This window comes from Saccharothrix luteola, from assembly GCF_020859565.1.
In the GTDB taxonomy this organism is placed as follows: Bacteria; Actinomycetota; Actinomycetes; order Mycobacteriales; family Pseudonocardiaceae; genus Actinosynnema; species Actinosynnema luteola.
In genome coordinates this window covers 56952-76054 of the sequence record NZ_JAJHUO010000037.1, presented here as the reverse complement: position 1 = coordinate 76054, position 19103 = coordinate 56952, and the positions used below count along the sequence as shown (strand labels likewise).

The window sequence follows — 19103 nt, the reverse complement described above, 5'->3', positions numbered from 1 at the left end:
TCGTGTCATCCCACCGACCTCCCTACGGGCTACCACACGTATCAAGGGGGCGGTCATCAGTGCACGACCGGGTAGGGGACGCACAGCCCCCTTGACACGCGCGGTAGGGCGGAGCCAGGTCGGCGGGATGACACGAAGCCCTTCTGTTGGGAGGGCGGGTGGTGGCGGGGGTGCGGCGGGTGGGTCGGCTGCGGTGTGAGGTGGGGCGGTGGGCGAGCGAGGTCTGCGTTGGAGGTGGGGTCGGGTTGGGTGCGCGGTGCGGCGGGTGGGTCGGCTGTGGTGCGTGGTGCGTGGTGGTGGGGTGGGTGTGGGTTTGAGTTGGTGGGGTCAGGTTGGGGTGGGAGTGGTTGGTGTGGTGTGGGTTTGAGTTGGTGGGCAGGTGGCGGGGAGGGTGGCGCGGATCTGGCAGCCTGGGCCGTCGACCACGGCGATGGTGCCGCCGTGCAGGTCCACTACCCAGCGCGCGATGTTCAGTCCCAAGCCTGTGCCGCCGCCGCCCGCGCGTTCACCCCGGGTGAAGCGTTCGAAGACCCGTTCACGGTCCTGTGGTGCGATGCCCGGACCGTCGTCGGCGACCTCCAGGACCAGGTCCGCGCCGACCGTGGCCGATACCCTCACCTCGCCGCCCGCCGGGCCGTGCCGGACGGCGTTGTCCAGTAGGTTGGCGACCACTTGGGCCAGGCGGGCCTCGTCGGCGTAGACGGTTGCTGATGGTGGTGAGACGTCAACGGTGAACCGCACCCCTCGAGCGGCTACCGAAGCCTCTGCTACGACTTCCGACAGCAGTGGCTCCAAGGCGAATTCGGCCTTGTCCAACCTGTGCGCTCCGGCGTCGATGCGGGACAGGTCCAGCAATTCCGTGACCAATCGGCCGAGTCGTTCGGTCTGCGCCAAGGCTGTCCGCATGGTGGCGGCGTCAGGCTGGGCCACGCCGTCCACGACGTTCTCCAGCACGTTCTGCAGAGCGGTGATCGGTGTTCGCAACTCGTGCGAGACGTTTGCGATCAGCTCTCGCCTTTGCTGGTCCGCCGCACCGAGGTCCGCCGCCATCTGGTTGAACGCCCCGGCCAGCTCGCCGACCTCGTCCCGCGCCGTCGCGCGCACCCGCCTGCTGTAGTCGCCGGCCCGCATCGCCCGCACCGCGGCCGTCATCTCGCGCAACGGGCGGGTCATCCCGTGCGCGAGGATCTGCGAGGTCACCAGGACGATCGCGATCGTCCCGAACGTGGTACCCGGCGCGAGCCACTGGATGCGGTACCAGAAGTAGGTGAACCCGGCCGCCATCGCGGACACCAGCAGGATCCCCAGCTTCAACTTGATCGACCGCACCGGGTCCAACGGGCGCGGCAGGAGTTCGAGGGTCGTGTCGAGCGCCGAGCGCAAGGTCACCGAGGCACCTCCAACGCGTACCCGATCCCGTGCACGGTCCGGATCAGGTCGGTACCCAGCTTCCGCCGCAACGCCTTGATGTGGCTGTCGACCGTCCGCGTGCCCGTGCCGTCGGCCCAGCCCCACACCTCGCTGAGCAGCCGTTCCCGCGACTGCACGGCCCGCGGCCGTTCGGCGAGGTGCACCAGCAGTTCGAACTCGGTCGGCGTCAAGTGCGCCTCCGCCCCTCCGCGCACGACCCGCCGCTCGGCCAGGTCGATCTCCAGGTCGGCCACCGTGATCCGGTGCGCCGCCGCCGACGCCGCCCGCTCCACCCGCCGCAACAACGCGTGCACGCGCGCGGCCAGCTCGCGGATCGAGAACGGCTTGGTCAGGTAGTCGTCCGCACCGACCGCGAGACCGACCAGCAGGTCCGTCTCGTCACCGCGGGCGGTCAGCATGAGCACCGGCACGGGACGCTCGGCCTGGATCCGGCGGCACACCTCCAGCCCGTCGAACCCCGGCAGCATCACGTCCAGCACGACCAGGTCGGGCCGCACGTCCCGGGCACGCGAGACGGCCGACGGACCGTCGTGCGCCAGCTCGACCTCGAACCCCTCGGCCCGCAGCCTCGCGGCCACGGACTCGGCGATGGTGAGGTCGTCCTCGACCACCAGAATCCGGCGTGTCATGCGGCCGACTCTATGTGGGAGCCGTGGAGGTCACCGGCGCGAGTTGTGAACGTCCTGTGGAGACCGGTCAGACCCCGTGCCGGGGCGAACGGATGAATCTGGGAGCGCTCCCAGTCCGGGCCTGGTTAGCTGGGGTCGGGCGGGACTTCGACGAGGAGGTCTGGTCGTGCGACGGACGTTGGGCGCCGCGTTGGCGCTCGTTTCGGTGTTCTCGGCAGCTCCGGCGGCGGCTGCCGAGCCGGGGTACGTGGAGCTCGCCATGCTGCCCGGCGGTGCGAAGGGGTCGGCGGTCGACGTCAACGACGCCGGCGTGGTCGTCGGCCGCTCCACCAACGCGGAGGGCAAGTCGCGGCCCGTGCGGTGGGACGCCGAAGGCCGGATCAGCGAGCTGGTGCCGCCGGCGGGCGCCACTCCCGGGAAGGTCTTCGGGGTCGACGCGGACGGCGCGGCGTACGGCAACACGAGCACGCCCGTCCGCAACTCGCAGGCGACCCGGTGGAACCCGGACGGCTCCACGACCGTCCTCGACCTCCCGCCCGGCGACACCTACAGCTTCGCCGTCGCGGTGAACGACAGCGGCACGGTCGTCGGCTACAGCGGTGACTACGCCACCGGCGTCCGCCGTGCCGTCCGGTGGGACCGCGACGGGACCGCGACCGCGCTGCCGGGACTCGCGCCGGCGACCGAGGCGACCGCGATCGACGAGGCGGGCGCCATCGCGGGCACCGCCACCACGGCCGACGACCTCGTCCACTACGTGCGGTGGGACGACGGGGTGCTCACGGTCCTGGGCGTGGTGCCCGACGCCACGTACTCCTCCGTGGCGGACGTGAACGGGCGGTACGTCGTCGGCAGGATCCAGCGCGGCGACCGGACCGGCTTCGGCCTGCGGTGGGACGGCACGGCGCTGGGCGAGGTGCCGACGCCGACCGGGTACCACAGCTTCCTGCACGCGGTCGACGCGGAGGGCGCCGCGTACGGCCAGGTGAAGGGCCGTCCGGTGAAGTGGTCGGCCGACGGCGCCGTGTCGGTCATGGCGCTGCCGGACGGGTACGGGGCGGGCGAGGTGCTGGAGCTCAACGACCGCGGCGTGGCCGCCGGCACGGCGATCAGCCGGTACAACCGGCCGATCCGCTGGTCGTCGTCGGGCGAGGTGGCGTTGCTGCCGGTGCCGTCCGGGACCTACGGCTTCGCCCAGGGCATCAACGACCGCGGCGTGGTCGTGGGCGAGTACGGCGGCCGGCCGCTGCTCTGGCCCTGACCGCCGGCCGTCGGTGGCACGTCCTAGGGTGACCCGGTGGCTGACGCGGTCCTGGAAGCGGTGCTGGAGCGGATCACGTTCGCCAACGAGGAGACCGGCTACACGGTCGCCCGCGTCGACCCCGGCCGCGGCGGCGACCTGGTCACCGTGGTCGGGTCGCTGCTCGGGGCGCAGCCGGGCGAGTCGATCCGGATGCGCGGCCGGTGGGGCTCGCACCCCCAGTACGGCAAGCAGTTCCACGTCGACGACTACACGACCGTGCTGCCGGCCACCATCCAGGGCATCCGCCGCTACCTTGGCTCCGGCCTGATCAAGGGCATCGGGCCGGTGCTGGCCGACCGGATCGTCACCCACTTCGGGGTGGACGCGCTGGACGTCATCGAGCACGAGCCGCAGCGCCTGATCGAGGTGCCCAAGCTCGGCCCGAAGCGCACGAAGCTGATCGCCGACGCGTGGGAGGAGCAGAAGGCGATCAAGGAGGTCATGGTCTTCCTCCAGGGCGTCGGCGTGTCGACGTCGTTGGCGGTGCGCATCTACAAGCAGTACAACGACAAGGCGATCGAGGTCGTCCGCGAGGAGCCCTACCGGCTGGCCAACGACGTGTGGGGCATCGGGTTCCGCACCGCCGACCTGATCGCGAAGGCCGTCGGCATCCCGCACGACAGCCCGCAGCGGGTGAAGGCCGGGCTGCAGTTCACGCTGTCCGAGGCGACCAACGACGGCAACTGCTACCTGCCCGAGAACGAGCTCATCGGCGACGCGATCAAGATCCTCCAGGTCGACGCGGGCCTCGTGATCGAGTGCCTGGCCGAGCTGGTGGCGGAGGAGGGCGTGGTCCGCGAGATCATGCCGGACGGCGAGCCGGGCATCTACCTGGTGGCGTTCCACCGGGCCGAGATCTCGTTGGCGAGCCAGCTGTTGCGGCTGCTCAGGACCGACGAGGAGCGGATGCCCGCGTTCCGGCAGGTCGACTGGGACCGCGCGTTCGCGTGGCTCGGGGCGTCGTTGGAGGACAAGCAGCGCGACGCCGTCCGGTTGGCGTTGAGCCGGAAGGTGGCCGTGCTGACGGGCGGTCCGGGGTGCGGCAAGAGCTTCACCGTGCGGTCGATCGTGAAGCTGGCGGTGGCCAAGGGCGCGAAGGTGGTGCTGGCCGCGCCGACCGGCCGGGCGGCCAAGCGGTTGACCGAGCTGACCGGGCACGAGGCGCGCACCGTGCACCGGCTGCTGGAGCTCAAGCCCGGCGGTGACGCGGCCTACGACCGCGACCGGCCGCTCGACGCGGACCTCGTGGTCGTGGACGAGGCGTCGATGCTGGACCTGCTGCTGGCGAACAAGCTCGTCAAGGCGGTCGCGCCGGGCGCGCACCTGCTGCTGGTCGGCGACGTCGACCAGCTGCCGTCCGTCGGCGCGGGCGAGGTGCTGCGCGACGTGCTGTCCGCCGAGAGCCCGATCCCGAACGTCCGGCTCACGCACATCTTCCGGCAGGCGCAGCAGTCCGGCGTGGTGACCAACGCGCACCGGATCAACAACGGCGACTACCCGGTCGTGCAGGGGATGCCGGACTTCTTCCTGTTCCCGGTGGAGGAGGCCGAGGAGGCGGCGGCGCTGGTGGTCGACGTCGTCGCCAACCGCATCCCGCGCAAGTTCGGGCTCAAGCCGCGCACGGACGTGCAGGTGCTCGCGCCGATGCACCGGGGTCCGGCGGGCGCGGGCGGGCTGAACGCGTTGCTGCAGGAGGCTTTGACACCGTCCAAACCGGACCTGCCGGAACGCCGGTTCGGCGGCCGGGTCTTCCGGGTCGGCGACAAGGTCACCCAGATGCGCAACAACTACGACAAGAACGTCTTCAACGGCACGCTCGGCATCGTCACCGCGATCGACGTGGTGGAGCAGAAGCTGACCGTGCGGACCGACGAGGACGAGGACGTCGACTACGAGTTCGGCGAGCTGGACGAGCTGACCCACGCCTACGCCATGACGATCCACCGCTCGCAGGGCAGCGAGTACCCGTGCGTCGTCATCCCGATCACGACCAGCGCGTGGATGATGTTGCAGCGCAACCTGCTCTACACGGCGGTCACGCGGGCGAAGAAGCTGGTCGTGCTGGTCGGGTCGCGCAAGGCGATCGGGCAGGCGGTCCGCACCGTGGGTGCGGGACGTCGGCACACGGCGCTCGACCACCGGCTGGCGCGGCTCGTCTGAGTCGACGGGTCTGCGGCGCTGGGGCCGTCGCGGCGCTGGGTGACCGCGCGGGTGGGCGTGTGGCCGTTCCCGCGCGGTCGGTGTGGTGGTCAGCGCATCGGGAAGGCGATGTCGCAGACCTCGTCGTCGGGGCCGGCCGCGTCGAAGTCCGCGAAGTAGACCTCGCGCGGCGCGTCGTGGACCGCGAAACCGTTCTCCTTGATCCACACGGCGACGGCGTCGTAGGCCGACAGGATCTGCGGGAAGACCACCTGCGCCTTGGTCAGCCGCACGTACGCCTCCCGGTGCGCGGGCTCCACCCTGGCCGCCGACCCGGTCGGCGGCTCGGCCACGCCGATCGGCACGCACGACTCGACCGGCCCGTCGCTGTCGTCGTTCACCTCGCCGTGGTAGATCACGAACGTCGCGCCGGACACGCCGCCGAAGGCGTCGGCCGCCTTGTGCAGCCGTGCCAGCGAATCGCCGATCCACGGCACCAACGCCGGTTGCAGCACGTGCCGCTGCTCGGTCAGGACCACCTGGTCGGGCACTTCCCGCTGCTTGACCTCGTACATCTCCAACAGACCCCTTCCTCCGGACAACACGACGCGGAGGTGGGCGGCCAGGCCGCGCTGCACGGCCAGCCGGTGCTCGACCTCGGCCCAGTACCCGTCGAGCAGGTCGGCCCGCTCGGCCGCGGGCGCGGAGACGATCCGGGCCACGACCGCGAGCGGCATGTCCAACCTGCGCAGCAACGCGACCAGGCGGGCCGGGACGAGCTGGTCCTCCCGGTAGCGCCGGTAGCCGTTGCCCGCCTCGACCACGGCCGGTCGGAGCAGGCCCTGGCGTTCGTACAACCGCAGCGCCTTCACCGACAGCCGCGACCGGCGGGCGAACTCGCCGATCCCCAGTAGCCGTGCCACCGCCACATCCTCCATGGCGACGACCTTGCGGGCTGCCCCAAGGGACGAGTCAACGCCCGCACCCGACTACTGGCGGTAACCCTCCACGGTGCGGGGGTCGCGGGCCTCGGCGGCGTCCGGGTCCATGCCCGCCGCCCGGCGCGCTCGGCGTTGGCGCAGGAGGTCCCAGGTCTGGTCCAGGGCGACTTCGAGGTCGCGCAGCCGTCGGGCGTCGCCCTCGCTCAGGCCCTTGCCGATGCGCGATCCCTCCAACCGGTGTTCTTCGTCGACCAGCCGGGTGATTCGCTCGACTAGTTCATCGTCCGTCACGACTCCTCCTCCATCCGGACCAAGCGCCGGGGTACCTCACCGGCTCCGGTCAAAACCCCATGTCATCACGCTGAGCAATGGCCGATTGGCGGGTGTGCAAGGAGGTGGTCCGTCCCTCATCCTCCTGCTCAACCCTGCCTAGGAGGAACAACCGTGAAGTCGACCAGACGTTCACTGCTGACGCTGGCCGTGGCCGGCGTCGCGGCGGCGGCGGTGGTCACCGGGGGCGTACCCGGAACCGCCGGTCCCGCACCCGAGACCGCCGCCGTCCAAGCCGGTCCGACCTACGTCTACAAGGTCCACGCGCCGCTCGGCGCCGCCGCCCAGAACCTGCTCGGGCGCGGCTTCGACGTGCTGGAGGACCGTGACGGCGACTACCTGTTCGTGCTCGGTGACGCGAGCACCGGCGGCGGTCTCAAGCAGGCCGGCTTCACCGCCGTGATCGACGAGGTGCTGCCCGCGCCCGAGTGGCAGCCGCCCGCGAAGAAGTCGCAGTCGCCGACCTTCGACGCCGCCGACATCAACGAGACCTACTACGGCGGCTACCGCACGATCAACGCCCACTGGTCGCACCTGGACCTGGTCGGGCAGCAGTACCCCGCGCTGACCACGTTGGTCGACTACGGCGACTCCTGGAAGAAGACGCAGGGCGCGGGCGGGTACGACCTGCGCGCCATCTGCATCACCAAGAAGAACGCGGGCGACTGCGCGCTGAACCCGTCCGCGCCGAAGCCCCGGTTCTTCGTGATGGGCCAGCTGCACGCCCGCGAGCTCACCACCGGTGACACGGCGTGGAAGTGGATCGACCACCTGACCACCGGCTACGGGGTCGACGCCGAGGTCACGGCGCTGCTGGACACGACCGAGGTGTGGGTCGTGCCGATCGCCAACCCGGACGGCGTGAACATCGTGCAGCAGGGCGGCAACTCGCCGCGCTACCAGCGCAAGAACGCCAACACCACGAACGGGTCGAACTGCTCCGGCACGTCGTCGTCGCAGATCGGCATCGACCTCAACCGCAACACCGACTCGCACTGGGGCGGCGCGGGCACGTCGTCCAACCCGTGCGACCAGACGTACAAGGGGCCGTCGGCGAACTCCGAGGTGGAGACGCGGGCGTTGCAGGCGCTGTGGCGCAACCTGTACCGCGACCGCCGCGGCACCGGCACCACCGACGCCGCGCCGGCCGACACGACCGGTGTCGTGATCTCCATGCACAGCTACTCGAACCTGGTGCTGTTCCCGTGGGGCTGGACGACGCAGTACAAGACGGGCAACGACGCGCCGTTGCGGGCCATGGCGAAGGACATGGCGACGTTGGCAGGCGGTTGGCAGTACGGGCAGCCGGGCGAGGTGCTCTACAACGCGGCCGGCGCGACGGACGACTGGGTGTACGACGACCTGGGCGTGGCGTCGTTCGTGTGGGAGATCGGGCCGTCGTCGGGGACGTGCTCCGGGTTCTTCCCGGCGTACTCGTGCCAGGCGTCGACGTTCTGGCCGAAGACGAAGCCGATGCTGATGTACGCGGCGAAGAAGGCGGCCAACCCGTACGGCGGCGGTGGCAACCCGCCGGTCGGGTGCGCCAAGGCGACCAACGACGCCGACGTCGCCATCCCGGACAACGGGGCGGCGGTGACCAGCACGATCACCATCGCCGGCTGCGAGGGGACCGCTTCGGCGACGTCGCAGGTGGAGGTGCACATCGTGCACACCTACCGGGGTGACCTGGTGATCGACCTGGTCGCGCCGGACGGCACGGCGTACCGCCTGAAGGCGTCGAACAACGACTCGGGCGACAACATCGACACCACGTACACCGCGAACGTCTCGTCGGAGGCGCGCAACGGCGCGTGGCAGCTCCGGGTCCAGGACGTGTACTCGGCCGACACCGGGCACATCGCTTCGTGGAGCCTGACCGTCTAGTCGCGCGAGTCCTACGTTCGCGTCGCGCGAGTCCTACGTTCAGAACAGGCGTGTCCTACGTTCAAGCACCCCGAGTTCAACGTTCAGGACGGCGAAGGGCCCTGCGGGAGGTTGCCCGCAGGGCCCGTTCGCGTGGTGCAGGGGTTACTTCAGGCCGTTGCCCATCGCGGTGATGAGCTCGCCGTTGGCCGTGTCGCCGTCGAGCGCCCAGAAGAACGCGCCGCCGAGACCCTGGTTCTTGGTGTAGGTCATCTTGCCGCCGATGGTGGCCGGGGTGTCGTAGCTCCACCACTGGTCGCCGCAGTGCGCGTACGCCGTGCCCGCGACGGTGCCGTTGGCCGGGCACTTGGTCTTGAGGACCTTGTAGTCCTCGATGCCCGCCTCGTACGTGCCCGGAGCAGCGCCGGTCGCCGTGCCGCCCGGGGCGGACTGGGTGACGCCGGACCAGCCGCGGCCGTAGAAGCCGATGCCCAGCAGCAGCTTGGCCGCCGGCACGCCCTTGCTCTTCAGCTTCTGGATCGCCGCGTCGGAGTTGAAGCCCGCCTGCGGGATGCCGGTGTAGGACGTCAACGGCGAGTGCGGAGCCGTTGGGCCCTTGGCGTTGAACGCGCCGAAGTAGTCGTAGGTCATGACGTTGTACCAGTCGAGGTACTGCGCCGCGCCGCCGTAGTCGGCGGCGTCGATCTTGCCGCCGTTGGACCCGTCCGCCGTGATGGCGGCCGTGACGAGGTAGTTGGCGCCGAAGCGGGCGCGCAGGGCCTGGGACACCGTCTTCATCGAGCTGAAGCCGGAGGTGTCGCAGGTCAGGCCGCAGGCGTTCGGGTACTCCCAGTCGATGTCGATGCCGTCGAACACGTCCGCCCAGCGCGGGTCCTCGACCAGCCGGTGGCACGACTCGGCGAACGCGGCCGGGTTCTGCGCCGCCTGGCCGAAGCCGCCCGACCAGGTCCAACCGCCGAACGACCACAGCACCTTGATGTGCGGGTACATCTTCTTCAGCTTGCGCAGCTGGTTGAACGAACCGCGCAGGGCGCCGGTGTCCCACGTGTCGGCGACACCGTCGACGGAGTTCGCCGCGGTGTAGGCCATGTCGTAGTCGGCGTAGGCGTCACCGATGGTGCACTGGCCGTTCTGCACGTTGCCGAACGCGTAGTTGATGTGCGTCAGCTTCGCGGCCGAGCCGGAGGTGTGGATGTTCTTCACGAAGTACTGGCGGCCGTAGACGCCCCACTGCGTGAAGTAGCCCAGGTTCTTCCGCGAGCCGACCGGCGGGTTCGACGTGGTCGTCGTCGGGCCCGTGGTGGTGGTCGTCGTGGTCGTGGTCGTGGTCGTCGTGGTGGTGGTCGTGGTCGTCGTCGGGTTGGTCCCGCCGGCGTCGCACGACGCGCCGTTCAGCTTGCAGTTGGCCGGCCCGCTGAACGTGCCGGAGTAGGTCACGTTGAAGCCGAAGCTCACCGTGCCGCCGACGCCCACGCTGCCGTTCCACGTGTTCTTCACGGTCACGTGCTGGCCGCTGACGGTGTGCGAGCCGTCCCACAGGGAGCTGACCTTGTGGCCGGCGGGCAGGTCGAACTCGACCGTCCAGGACGACAGGGCGGACGTCGAGCCGTTCTTGATCGTGTACTTGCCCTCGTAGCCGGTGCCCCAGTCCGAGCCCTTGCTGAAGGTGGCCGAGACGCCGCCCGCACCGCTGGCCGCGGGCGCGACGACCAGCCCCACCACCAACGTGGCGACCGCCACGAACAACGCTGTGACATGCCATCGGATCTTGGACATCGTGCTCCTTGTCAGGAAAGGAGTGCAGGGTTGACCCACGATGTGGTTCAGACCACTTCACGGTCAAGGTCTAGACCATTGGCGTCACTCGAACGGACTAGTGGCAACCCCTTCGGAACCGGTTCCGAAGACGCCCGACCACTAGGGGTGGACGAGCCTAAAGTCTGATCCCCTCCCAGACCAGGGTCCGACGCCCGAACGCCGCCGGACGGCCAGACTCGAACCCGCCGAAGGGGTCGGCGACGTGACCGAGGGAGGAACACGTTGACGGGCAAGAGGGGTATCGCCCTGGCCGCCGTGGTGGGGTTGGCGGTCGTGGGGGTCGGGGGGACGGCGTTGGCCGAACCGTCGGTCGAGCAGGGGGGCCGGATCGACCGGCAGGTCGTCCAACGGGCGGTGGACGCCATGGCGCGCACCGGGGGTCAGGGGGTCCAGGTCCGCGTCAGCGACGGGCGGCAGCAGTTCACCGCCCGCGCCGGCACGGCGGAGGTCGACTCGCCGCGCCCGGTGCCGACCGACGGCCGGTTCCGGGTCGGCAGCATCACCAAGACGTTCGTGTCGACCGTGGTGCTCCAGCTGGTCGGCGAGGGGAAGGTGGAGCTCGACGCGCCGGTGCAGCGGTACCTGCCCGGCCTGCTGCCGGACGGTGACCGGATCACCGTGCGGCACCTGCTGCAGCACACCAGCGGGCTCTACAACTACACGGCCGCGCTGCCGCTCGGCCCGGACGGCGTGCTGTCCATCCGGTACAAGACGTGGGCGCCGACCGAGCTGGTCGCCCTGTCCACGGCGCAGCCGCTGGACTTCCAGCCCGGCACCGGCTGGAACTACTCGAACACCAACTACGTCGTCGCCGGGATGCTGGTGGAGAAGGTCACCGGCCGGCCCTACGCCGCGGCGGTGGAGCAGCGCGTGCTGCGCCCGCTGGGCCTGCGGTCGACCTCCGTGCCCGGCACCCGCACCGGCATCCCCGGTCCGCACGCGCACGGCTACATCAGGGCCGGCGGGCAGGTCGTCGACATCACCGGGTTCAACCCGTCGGTCGCGTACGCGGCGGGCGAGATGATCTCCACGACGGCCGACCTCGACCGGTTCCTGGACGCGCTGCTGGACGGCCGCCTGCTGCGGCCGGCGCAGCAGGCGGAGCTGACGTCGACGTTGCCGAACTCCAACGGCTACGGGTTGGGCATCGAGAAGACGGACCTGCCGTGCGGCGTGGTGGTCTGGGGCCACGGCGGCGGCATCCCCGGCTACTCCAGCCTGACGATCAGCACGCCGGACACGAAGACCCGGCTGACGGCGTCGCTGACCTCGGCCCCGGACCCGGGCCAGGTCGAGGGGTACGAGGAGCTGTTGAACGAGGTGTTCTGCTGACAACGCCGACGTGCTGACGCGGTGGGGGCGACCGGGACCGGGCGCCCCCACCGCTGCGCGGCTCAGGCCCGCCACTGCTCCGCGGGCGCGACGCCCGGCAGCGGCTTGCCGATGAGGGCGACGGGGATGAAGAAGCAGACCTGGCCGATCGCCGTGGTCAACGTGGCCAGCGCCTTGTCGTCGTAGTGGGTGGACGCCAGGGCGTACAGCTCGTCGGTGACGCGCTCGCCGTGCGGGTCGGGGGTGAGCACGGCGTCGACGAGTGCCAGCGCGGCCCGTTCGGCGGCGGTGAAGTGCGGCGCGTCGCGCCAGGACGCGACGGCGGTGATGCGCTCCTCCGACTCGCCTGCCCTCCGGAGGTTGCCGGTGTGCAGGGTGGTCAGGTAGGTGCTGCCGACGAGCTGCCCCGCGCGCAGGTGCACCAGGCTGATGGTGAGCTGCGGGATCGAGCCGTTGCCGACGGCCTGGAACAGGGCTCCTGCGACCTGCGCGAACTCGGGGATGAGCGCGGCGGGGTTGGGCAGGCGCGACTGGAGGGCGTTCTGGGTGGCGGTCATCGTGGACCTGTCCTTTCGGATTTCGTTGCGGTCACTGCACTGACGCGTCCCGAGGCGCGGATGTGACCGCGGCGCCCGAGGGATCCGTGGTCCGGTCAAGAACGTGACCGGACCCCGCCGGTCACATCGCGGGCGTCCCGTTCGTCATCGGTTCGACCGCCGACACGAGAGGTGACCATGAACGACAGCGACTTCCTGGCCCGGCGCTTCGAGGAGCACCGCGGGCACCTGAAGGCGGTGGCCCACCGGATGCTCGGCTGCCTGACCGAGGCCGACGACGCCGTCCAGGAGGCCTGGCTGCGGCTGGCCCGCTCCGAGGCCGAGGACATCGACAACCTCGGCGGCTGGCTCACCACGGTCGTCGGCCGGGTCTGCCTCGACGTGCTGCGCTCACGCCGGCAGCGCCGCGAGGACCCGCTCGACGACCACCTGCCCGACCCGGTCGTCACCGACGAGGTCGCCGACCCCGAGCACCGGGTGCTGATGGCCGACTCGGTGGGTCTGGCGCTGCTGGTGGTGCTGGAATCGCTCAACCCCGCCGAACGGCTGGCGTTCGTCCTGCACGACCTGTTCGGCCTGCCGTTCGAGGAGATCGCCCCGATCCTGGACCGCACGCCGGTCGCGGCCAGGAAGCTGGCCAGCCGGGCCCGGCAACGGGTCCAGGGCGCGGCGCCCGCGCCGGACCCCGACCCGACCGCCCAACGCCGCGTCGTCGACGCCTTCCTGGTCGCCGCGCGCGGTGGCGACCTCACGGCCCTGCTGGCCGTGCTCGACCCCGACGTCACGCTGCGCGCCGACAGCGGCAAGGCGCTCGCCGGCATGCGTGTCCTGCACGGCGCCGAGGCCGTGGCCGGGCAGCTCGACACGTTCCACCGCATGGCCACCCTCGCGACCGCGCGTCCCGCGCTGGTCAACGGCACGGCCGGGCTGGTCAACACCGTCGACGGCGAGCTGTTCTCGATCATGGCGTTCACCGTCGCCGACGGTCGGATCGTCGGGATCGACATCCTGTCCGACCCCGACCGGCTGGCCGGCTTCGACCTCGACGGCACGGGGCGCTGACGCCCGACGGCCCGTCCGGGGGCAGGACGGGCCGTCGGGTGGGGAAGAGCGCGGCGGCCGGGCGGCGCCGCCGCGCCCGGGTCTAGTCGGCGGCCAGGAACTTCTCCACCTGCTCCACGACGAACGCGTGGTCCTCGGCCTGGGGCAGGCCGGACACGCCGACGGTGCCGACCAGGCCGACACCGGCCACGTTCACCGGGAACACGCCGCCGTGCGCGGCGTAGCGGTCGGGGTCGAGCCGCGAGTCCGCCTCGAACGTCTTGCCGCTCGCCCGGAAGCTCTCGCCGACCCGGTAGGAGCTCTGCCCGTAGCGGTCCACCACGCGGCTCTTGCGGTCGATCCACTCGTCGTTGTCCGCCGACGTGCCCGGCAGCGCCGCGTGGAACAGGCGCTGCCGGCCCCGGCGCACCGAGATCGTCACGGGCAGCGACCGCTCGCGCGCGGCGGCCAGCAGGAACGCGCCCAGTGCCAGCGCCACCTCGTTGTCGAACGACGTGAACACCAGCCGGGACTCCTGCTCGGCCAACGTCTCCAGCAAGCTCACAGCGACACCACCTGTCCGGTCCGGGCGGAGGCGAACGCCGCCTCGATCACGTCGAGCGCGCGCACGGCGGACTCCGGCTCGACCGGCAGCGGGCCGCCGTCGGTCAGCGCGGCCACCAGCAGCCGGTAGAACTCGGAGTAGGCGCCGGGCAGGCCGACGACCTCCTCCGCGTCGTCCAGCACACCCAACCGGCCATTTGTCGACAAATCGTCAAACGGCTTGCCGGCGTCCAGGGCCTCTTCCTGGCGGTCGAGGCCGTGCGAGACGTACGCGCCGGTCGAGCCCAGCACGCGGAACCGCGGCCCGTGGTCCGGAGCGGCGGAACTGGCCCAAAGGTGTGAACGCACCCCGTTCGCGTGCGTCAACGCCACGAACACGTCGTCGTCCACCTCGACGCCCGGCCGCCGCAGGTCCAGTTCCGCGTACACGGCCGACACCGGGCCGAACAGCTCCAACGCCTGGTCCACGAGGTGCGCGCCCAGGTCGTACAGCAGCCCGCCCGCCTCTTCGGGCGCGCCGAACTCGCGCCAGTTGTCCCACACCTCCGGCACCCACCGCTCGAACCGCGACTCGAACCGCGTCACCGTGCCCAGCGCGCCCTCGGCCAGCAGCGACCGGAGCGTGCGGAAGTCGCTGTCCCACCGCCGGTTCTGGAACACCGTCACCGGCACGTCCCGGTCCCGCGCCGCCCGGAGCACCCGGCGCGCGTCCGCCGAGGTAGGCGCGAACGGCTTGTCCACCACGACCGCGATGCCGGCCTCGATCGCCGCCAGCGCCAGCGGCACGTGCGTGCGGTTCGGGGTGGCGACGACGACCACGTCCAGGTCGAGCGCGAACAGCTCCTCGACCGTGCCCGGCAGCGCGACGCCGGGGTGGGTGGCCTCGACGTGCGCCCGGCGGGTGGCGTCCGAGGTGACGACGGCGCTCAGCTCCAGGCCGGGCGTCGCCGCGATGAGCGGTGCGTGGAACACCCGGCCGGCGATGCCGTAGCCGAGCAGTCCGGTGCGGAGAGACATGGCAGTGATTAAAGCAACGGCGTGTAGTAAAAGCCAGGTGCGATGATGGACCCGTGGCCAACTTGCGCTTCCTGCGGGGGTACAACGACGCGGTGGTGCTCGGGTTGGCCAGATCCGGCGCCGTGACCAGGGTGGAGCTGGCCGACCGCAGCGGGCTCACGCCGCAGGCGGTGTCCAAAGTGGTGAGCAGGCTCATCGACGACGGCCTGCTGGTCGAGTCCGGCACCCGCAACGTGGGCGTCGGCAAGCCGCGCACCCTGCTCAAGCTCGTCGCCGACAGCAGGCTCGCGCTCGGCGCCCAGGTCGAGCGCGACGAGCTGCGCGTCGTGCTGACCGACCTCGCGGGCACCGTGCTCGACCGCGCGGTCGCGCCGCTGCCGCGCGACTTCGACCCGCCGACGTTCGTGGCGGAACTGCACCGGCTGGTCGACGGCCTGCGCAGCGACCGGCTCCGCAGCGACCGGCTCCTCGGGGTGGGCATCGGGTTCGTCGGCCCGCTGGACCACCGCACGGGCGTCGTGCACTACCCGACCGGCCTGTCCGAGTGGCAGGACGTGCCGCTGCGCGCGTTGGCCGAACGGCGGCTCGGCCTGCCGGTCGTGCTCGACAAGGACACGAACACGGCGGTGGTGGCCGAGGCGTGGCGGCGCGGCGAGGAGCTGCGGGACGCCGTGCTCGTGCTCGTCGGCACGGGTCTGGGCATCGGCATGCTCCTCGACGGCCGCGTGCACCGGGGCGTGCGGACCAACGCCGGGGAGTACGGGCACACCACCATCCAGCTCGACGGCCCGCCGTGCGTGTGCGGGCGCAGCGGGTGCATCGAGGCGCTGCACAACCTCGCCGCCGCCCGGGGCGACCTGGTCGAGGCCACGTCCGTCGTCGGCGTCGCGGTGGCCGACCTGGTGCAGCTGCTCGACATCGACCACGTGGTGCTGGCCGGTCGCGCGGTGCTCGCCGAACCCGCCGCCTACCTGGACGGCGTGCGCGCCAGACTGCCCAAGGACGAGTGGTTGCCGGTGGACGTGTCGATCACCCCATTGGGTGAAGACGTGGTCGCGGCGGGGGCGGCGATGCTCCTGCTGAGCGAGTTCTACGGCCGTCCTCGCTGACCGGAGCCGGCCGAATTGGGACATGCCCTGCTCACGGGCACCCGTGCGGGTGATTCACTGTGCGGCATGTATGCGCTCCGGTACGCCGTCGGCACCGACCCCGGCCTGCGCCGTGAAGCGAACGAGGACTCCGTGTACTTCAGCGAACGCCTGTTCGCCGTCGCCGACGGCATGGGCGGGCACGCGTACGGCGAAGTGGCGAGTTCGATCGCGGTGGCGGTGCTGGCCGACCTCGACGTCGATGCCGACGACCCACTCGGCGAGCTGGCCGGCGCGGCCCGGGAGATCGCGATCCGGCTGACCGACCTGGCCGAGGAGAACTTCGACATGCGCGGCATGGGCACCACGCTCACCGCGCTGCTGTGGGACGGCGAGCGGTTCGCGGTCGGGCACATCGGCGACTCGCGGTGCTACGTCGTCCGCGAGGGCGAGCTGACCCAGGTCACCCGCGACCACACCATGGTCCAGGCGCTGGTGGACGACGGGCGGATGGCCGCGGAGCAGGCCGCCGAGCACCCCGGCCGGTCCATGCTGATGCGCGCGTTGCAGGCGGGCAGCGCGCACGACCCGGACCTGTTCTTCACCGACGTCGAGGCGGGCGACCGGTACCTGATCTGCTCGGACGGGCTGTCGGACGTGGTGGGCCCGGCGGAGATCGCCGCGCTGCTGACCGCGTCCGCGGACGGCGACGAGGTCGTGCGGACGCTGATCGAGGCGGCCAACGCGCGCGGCGGGCCGGACAACATCACCTGCGTCGTGGTGGACGTGCTGCCGGCGGGCAACTCGTCGTGGCTGCCGAAGTGGCTGACGCGCTAGAGGGCTGAGACGCCGAGGAGGTCGCGCAGCGCCGCTTCGCCGGTGGGCGTGAGGCGCACGGCGCGACTCGTGCCGATGCCGCGCACCCAGTCCTGGGCGTGCAGGTGGGCGCACACGTGCGCGCCCGCCGTGCCCGCGAGGTGGGAGCGGCGCTCGGTCCAGTCCAGGCACGCCTTGGCCAGCGGGCGGCGGGTGGCCGGCGGGGTGAACGCGAGTTCGTCCTTGAGCCACGTGAGGCCGTCGTCGGTGAGGGCGAGGTCGTCGGTGAGCAGGCCGCGGGCCGTCATGGCGTCGGTGATGGCCACGCCGAGGCGTCCGGCCAGGTGGTCGTAGCACGTCCGGCCGCGGCGCAGCGCCTGGTTGGCGGTGGACGCGCGGAGCGTGCGGGCCGGCGGGTCGGTGGGGCCCAGGTAGGCGAGCAGGTCCTCGAGCAGCCTGGCCTGCTTCGGACCGGCGAGCCGGACGTAGCGGTGGCGGCCCTGGCGGCGTTCGGCGAGGAGACCGGCTTGGACCAGGCGGGTCAGGTGCTCGCTGGCCGTGGACGGCGCCACGTCGGCGGCCTCGGCCAGTTCGCTCGACGTCCAGGCCCGGCCGTCCATCAGCGCGAGCAGGAAGCGGGCGCGGCTGCGGTCGGCCAGCAGCGCGGCCAGGTTCGCCAGTTCGTCTGCGGCCATGGGGCCATTGTGCGCCCGTGACGGTTCGGCGTCGGCCGATGTGATGGCGGCTTACGTTGGCGGCATGAACGAGCTGTGGGATTCGTCTTACGTGGTTCCGCCCGTGCCCGCGGCGGCGGCCGGGGTGGCTTGGCTGCGGTCGTCGGTGGCGCGGTTCAGCGAGGGTGACGACCACGTGCGGCGGCGGGCGTCGGTGGAGCGGGTGCTGTCCACTGTGGATCCCGGGGCGTTGCGGCGGGCGGGTGAGCCGGTGGCGGTGCTGGCGGAGGCGTTGGGGCTGCCGCGGTCCGTCGCGTCGGACGTCGCGGTGGTGGCGTCGTGCTACCAGCCGCACGTCGACGTGACCGTTGAGGCCGACGAGGCGGTGGCGCGGTTGGTCGCGGCGTGCGGTGGGGCGTGGGACGAGGGGACGGCGAACCTGATGGGGGGGCGGGGGCCGGCGGCCGGCGCGCCCCGGGGGTTGCTGGGGGGGGTCGAGCCTCCGGTGCCGGTGACGCGGCGGGTCGCGCCGGACGGGTCGGTGGTGGAGGTGGACCTGGGCGAGGCGTGGTTCGGTGGTGGGCGGCACGCGTGCCCGGGGCGGGCGCACGCGTTGGCGCTGGTGGAGGGTGCGCGGGCGTTCCACCGGATGCACGACGGGTTCCTGGTGCTGCCGAACGCGTGGGACTTCGCGTCGGCGGCGGCGTTCGTGCGGGCCGGGTTCGGGGCGGTGGGCACGACGAGCCTGGGTGTGGCGGTGGCGCACGGGCTGCCGGACGCGGCGGGGGCGGCGCGGGCGGAGACGGTGGCGTTGGCGCGGGTGTTGGTGCGGCTGCCGGTGCCCGTGACGGTGGACGTGGAGGCGGGGTTCGGGGGTGACGTGCGTGCGTTGGCGGCGGAGCTGTGGGAGCTCGGGGTCGCGGGGGTGAACGTGGAGGACGGGCGTGGGTCGGGGCTGGCGGAGCCGGCTGATCACGCGCGGATCGTCCGTGCGTTCAAGGAGGCCGCGCCGGGCTTGTTCGTCAACGCCCGCGTGGACACCCACTGGCTGGGCGTCGACCGTGCGTCGACCCTGACCCGCGCCCGGACTTACGTCGACGCGGGTGCGGACGGCGTCTTCATCCCGGGCCTCGCCGAGGAGTCCGGGATCGCCGCCGCCGTCGCCGCGCTCGACGTTCCGCTGAACACCCTGCCGTCACTGCCCACCGCCACCCTCCGCGACCTGGGCGTCCGCCGCGTGAGCACGGGCTCGCTCCCGTTCCGCGCCGCCCTGGCCGCCGCCGTCGACACCGCCCGCGCCGTCCGCTCCGGCACCCCGACCCCCACCGACCTCCCCACCTACCCCGAAACCCAATCCCTCTCCACCTCCTGACCCGCGTGTCGAACGCTCAGGTCCCGCGTGTCGAACGCTCAGGACCTCCGAATTCAACGCTCAGGACGAGCGGCCCTGACCTGAACGTTGAACTCGGGGGTCCCGAAGGTTCGACACGCCGGTCCCGGAGGTTCGACACGCGGGACTTGGAGGTTCGACACGCGCGG

17 protein-coding genes are annotated in these 19103 nt (G+C 71.7%); 8 read left to right on the top strand and 9 right to left on the bottom strand.

The features are described from left to right. Positions 1–327 precede the first annotated feature (327 nt). On the bottom strand, positions 328–1389 hold the full coding sequence (locus tag LNK82_RS39480) for a HAMP domain-containing sensor histidine kinase (RefSeq protein ID WP_230571981.1): 1062 nt from the start codon (positions 1387–1389) through the stop codon (positions 328–330). Beyond that, a complete protein-coding gene (locus tag LNK82_RS39475; RefSeq protein ID WP_230571980.1) occupies positions 1386–2060 on the bottom strand; it encodes a response regulator in 675 nt (224 codons plus the stop codon). The genes LNK82_RS39480 and LNK82_RS39475 overlap by 4 nt, the downstream gene beginning before the upstream one ends. Positions 2061–2226: 166 nt before the next feature. On the opposite strand from LNK82_RS39475, the gene LNK82_RS39470 reads away from it, so the two are divergent. Together LNK82_RS39470 and recD2 are read left to right on the top strand one after the other, a co-directional pair. Further along, complete coding sequence (locus tag LNK82_RS39470) at positions 2227–3321, top strand: hypothetical protein (protein ID WP_230571979.1); 1095 nt, start codon at positions 2227–2229, stop codon at positions 3319–3321. Between the two features lie 36 nt (positions 3322–3357). After that, positions 3358–5523, top strand: coding sequence for an SF1B family DNA helicase RecD2 (gene recD2 / locus LNK82_RS39465; protein WP_230571978.1), 2166 nt, complete (start codon positions 3358–3360; stop codon positions 5521–5523). An 89-nt stretch (positions 5524–5612) separates the two neighbouring features. On the opposite strand, the gene LNK82_RS39460 is transcribed toward recD2, so the two are convergent. Continuing rightward, entirely contained in the window at positions 5613–6425 is an 813-nt protein-coding gene (locus LNK82_RS39460) for a MerR family transcriptional regulator (protein ID WP_230571977.1), read from the bottom strand. Between the two features lie 66 nt (positions 6426–6491). After that, positions 6492–6734, bottom strand: coding sequence for a DUF2630 family protein (locus LNK82_RS39455; protein ID WP_230571976.1), 243 nt, complete (start codon positions 6732–6734; stop codon positions 6492–6494). A gap of 153 nt (positions 6735–6887) precedes the next feature. Between LNK82_RS39455 and LNK82_RS39450 the strand changes: the two genes are divergently transcribed. Beyond that, a complete protein-coding gene (locus LNK82_RS39450) occupies positions 6888–8657 on the top strand; it encodes a M14 family zinc carboxypeptidase (protein ID WP_230571975.1) in 1770 nt (589 codons plus the stop codon). Positions 8658–8801: 144 nt separating this feature from the next. On the opposite strand, the gene LNK82_RS39445 is transcribed toward LNK82_RS39450, so the two are convergent. Then, positions 8802–10433, bottom strand: coding sequence for a glycosyl hydrolase family 18 protein (locus tag LNK82_RS39445; protein WP_230571974.1), 1632 nt, complete (start codon positions 10431–10433; stop codon positions 8802–8804). A 264-nt stretch (positions 10434–10697) separates the two neighbouring features. Here LNK82_RS39445 and LNK82_RS39440 point away from each other — a divergent pair, with 264 nt between their 5' ends. After that, entirely contained in the window at positions 10698–11807 is a 1110-nt protein-coding gene (locus LNK82_RS39440; RefSeq protein ID WP_230571973.1) for a serine hydrolase domain-containing protein, read from the top strand. A 62-nt stretch (positions 11808–11869) separates the two neighbouring features. Here LNK82_RS39440 and LNK82_RS39435 read toward each other — a convergent pair whose 3' ends face one another. Continuing rightward, a complete protein-coding gene (locus LNK82_RS39435; protein WP_230571972.1) occupies positions 11870–12364 on the bottom strand; it encodes a carboxymuconolactone decarboxylase family protein in 495 nt (164 codons plus the stop codon). A gap of 177 nt (positions 12365–12541) precedes the next feature. Here LNK82_RS39435 and sigJ point away from each other — a divergent pair, with 177 nt between their 5' ends. Continuing rightward, positions 12542–13426 carry an RNA polymerase sigma factor SigJ gene (gene sigJ / locus LNK82_RS39430; RefSeq protein ID WP_230571971.1) on the top strand — a complete coding sequence of 295 codons (885 nt, stop codon included), beginning with the start codon at positions 12542–12544 and terminating at the stop codon, positions 13424–13426. Positions 13427–13508: 82 nt separating this feature from the next. Here the strand turns inward: sigJ and LNK82_RS39425 are convergent, their stop codons facing one another. Next, positions 13509–13970, bottom strand: coding sequence for a heme-degrading domain-containing protein (locus tag LNK82_RS39425; protein ID WP_230571970.1), 462 nt, complete (start codon positions 13968–13970; stop codon positions 13509–13511). Further along, positions 13967–14986 (bottom strand): Gfo/Idh/MocA family protein, encoded by a 1020-nt coding sequence (locus LNK82_RS39420; protein ID WP_230571969.1) that lies wholly within the window; start codon positions 14984–14986, stop codon positions 13967–13969. The genes LNK82_RS39425 and LNK82_RS39420 overlap by 4 nt, the downstream gene beginning before the upstream one ends. A gap of 53 nt (positions 14987–15039) precedes the next feature. Between LNK82_RS39420 and LNK82_RS39415 the strand changes: the two genes are divergently transcribed. After that, positions 15040–16095, top strand: a complete 1056-nt coding sequence (locus LNK82_RS39415) for an ROK family transcriptional regulator (RefSeq protein WP_230571968.1) — start codon at positions 15040–15042, stop codon at positions 16093–16095. 66 nt (positions 16096–16161) lie between these two features. Continuing rightward, entirely contained in the window at positions 16162–16911 is a 750-nt protein-coding gene (locus LNK82_RS39410; RefSeq protein WP_230571967.1) for a PP2C family protein-serine/threonine phosphatase, read from the top strand. Here LNK82_RS39410 and LNK82_RS39405 read toward each other — a convergent pair. Further along, complete coding sequence (locus LNK82_RS39405; protein ID WP_230571966.1) at positions 16908–17585, bottom strand: ArsR/SmtB family transcription factor; 678 nt, start codon at positions 17583–17585, stop codon at positions 16908–16910. The two genes, LNK82_RS39410 and LNK82_RS39405, sit on opposite strands and share 4 nt — an antisense overlap. A 64-nt stretch (positions 17586–17649) precedes the next feature. Here LNK82_RS39405 and LNK82_RS39400 point away from each other — a divergent pair, with 64 nt between their 5' ends. Next, positions 17650–18936 (top strand): isocitrate lyase/PEP mutase family protein, encoded by a 1287-nt coding sequence (locus LNK82_RS39400; RefSeq protein WP_230571965.1) that lies wholly within the window; start codon positions 17650–17652, stop codon positions 18934–18936. Positions 18937–19103 lie beyond the last annotated feature (167 nt).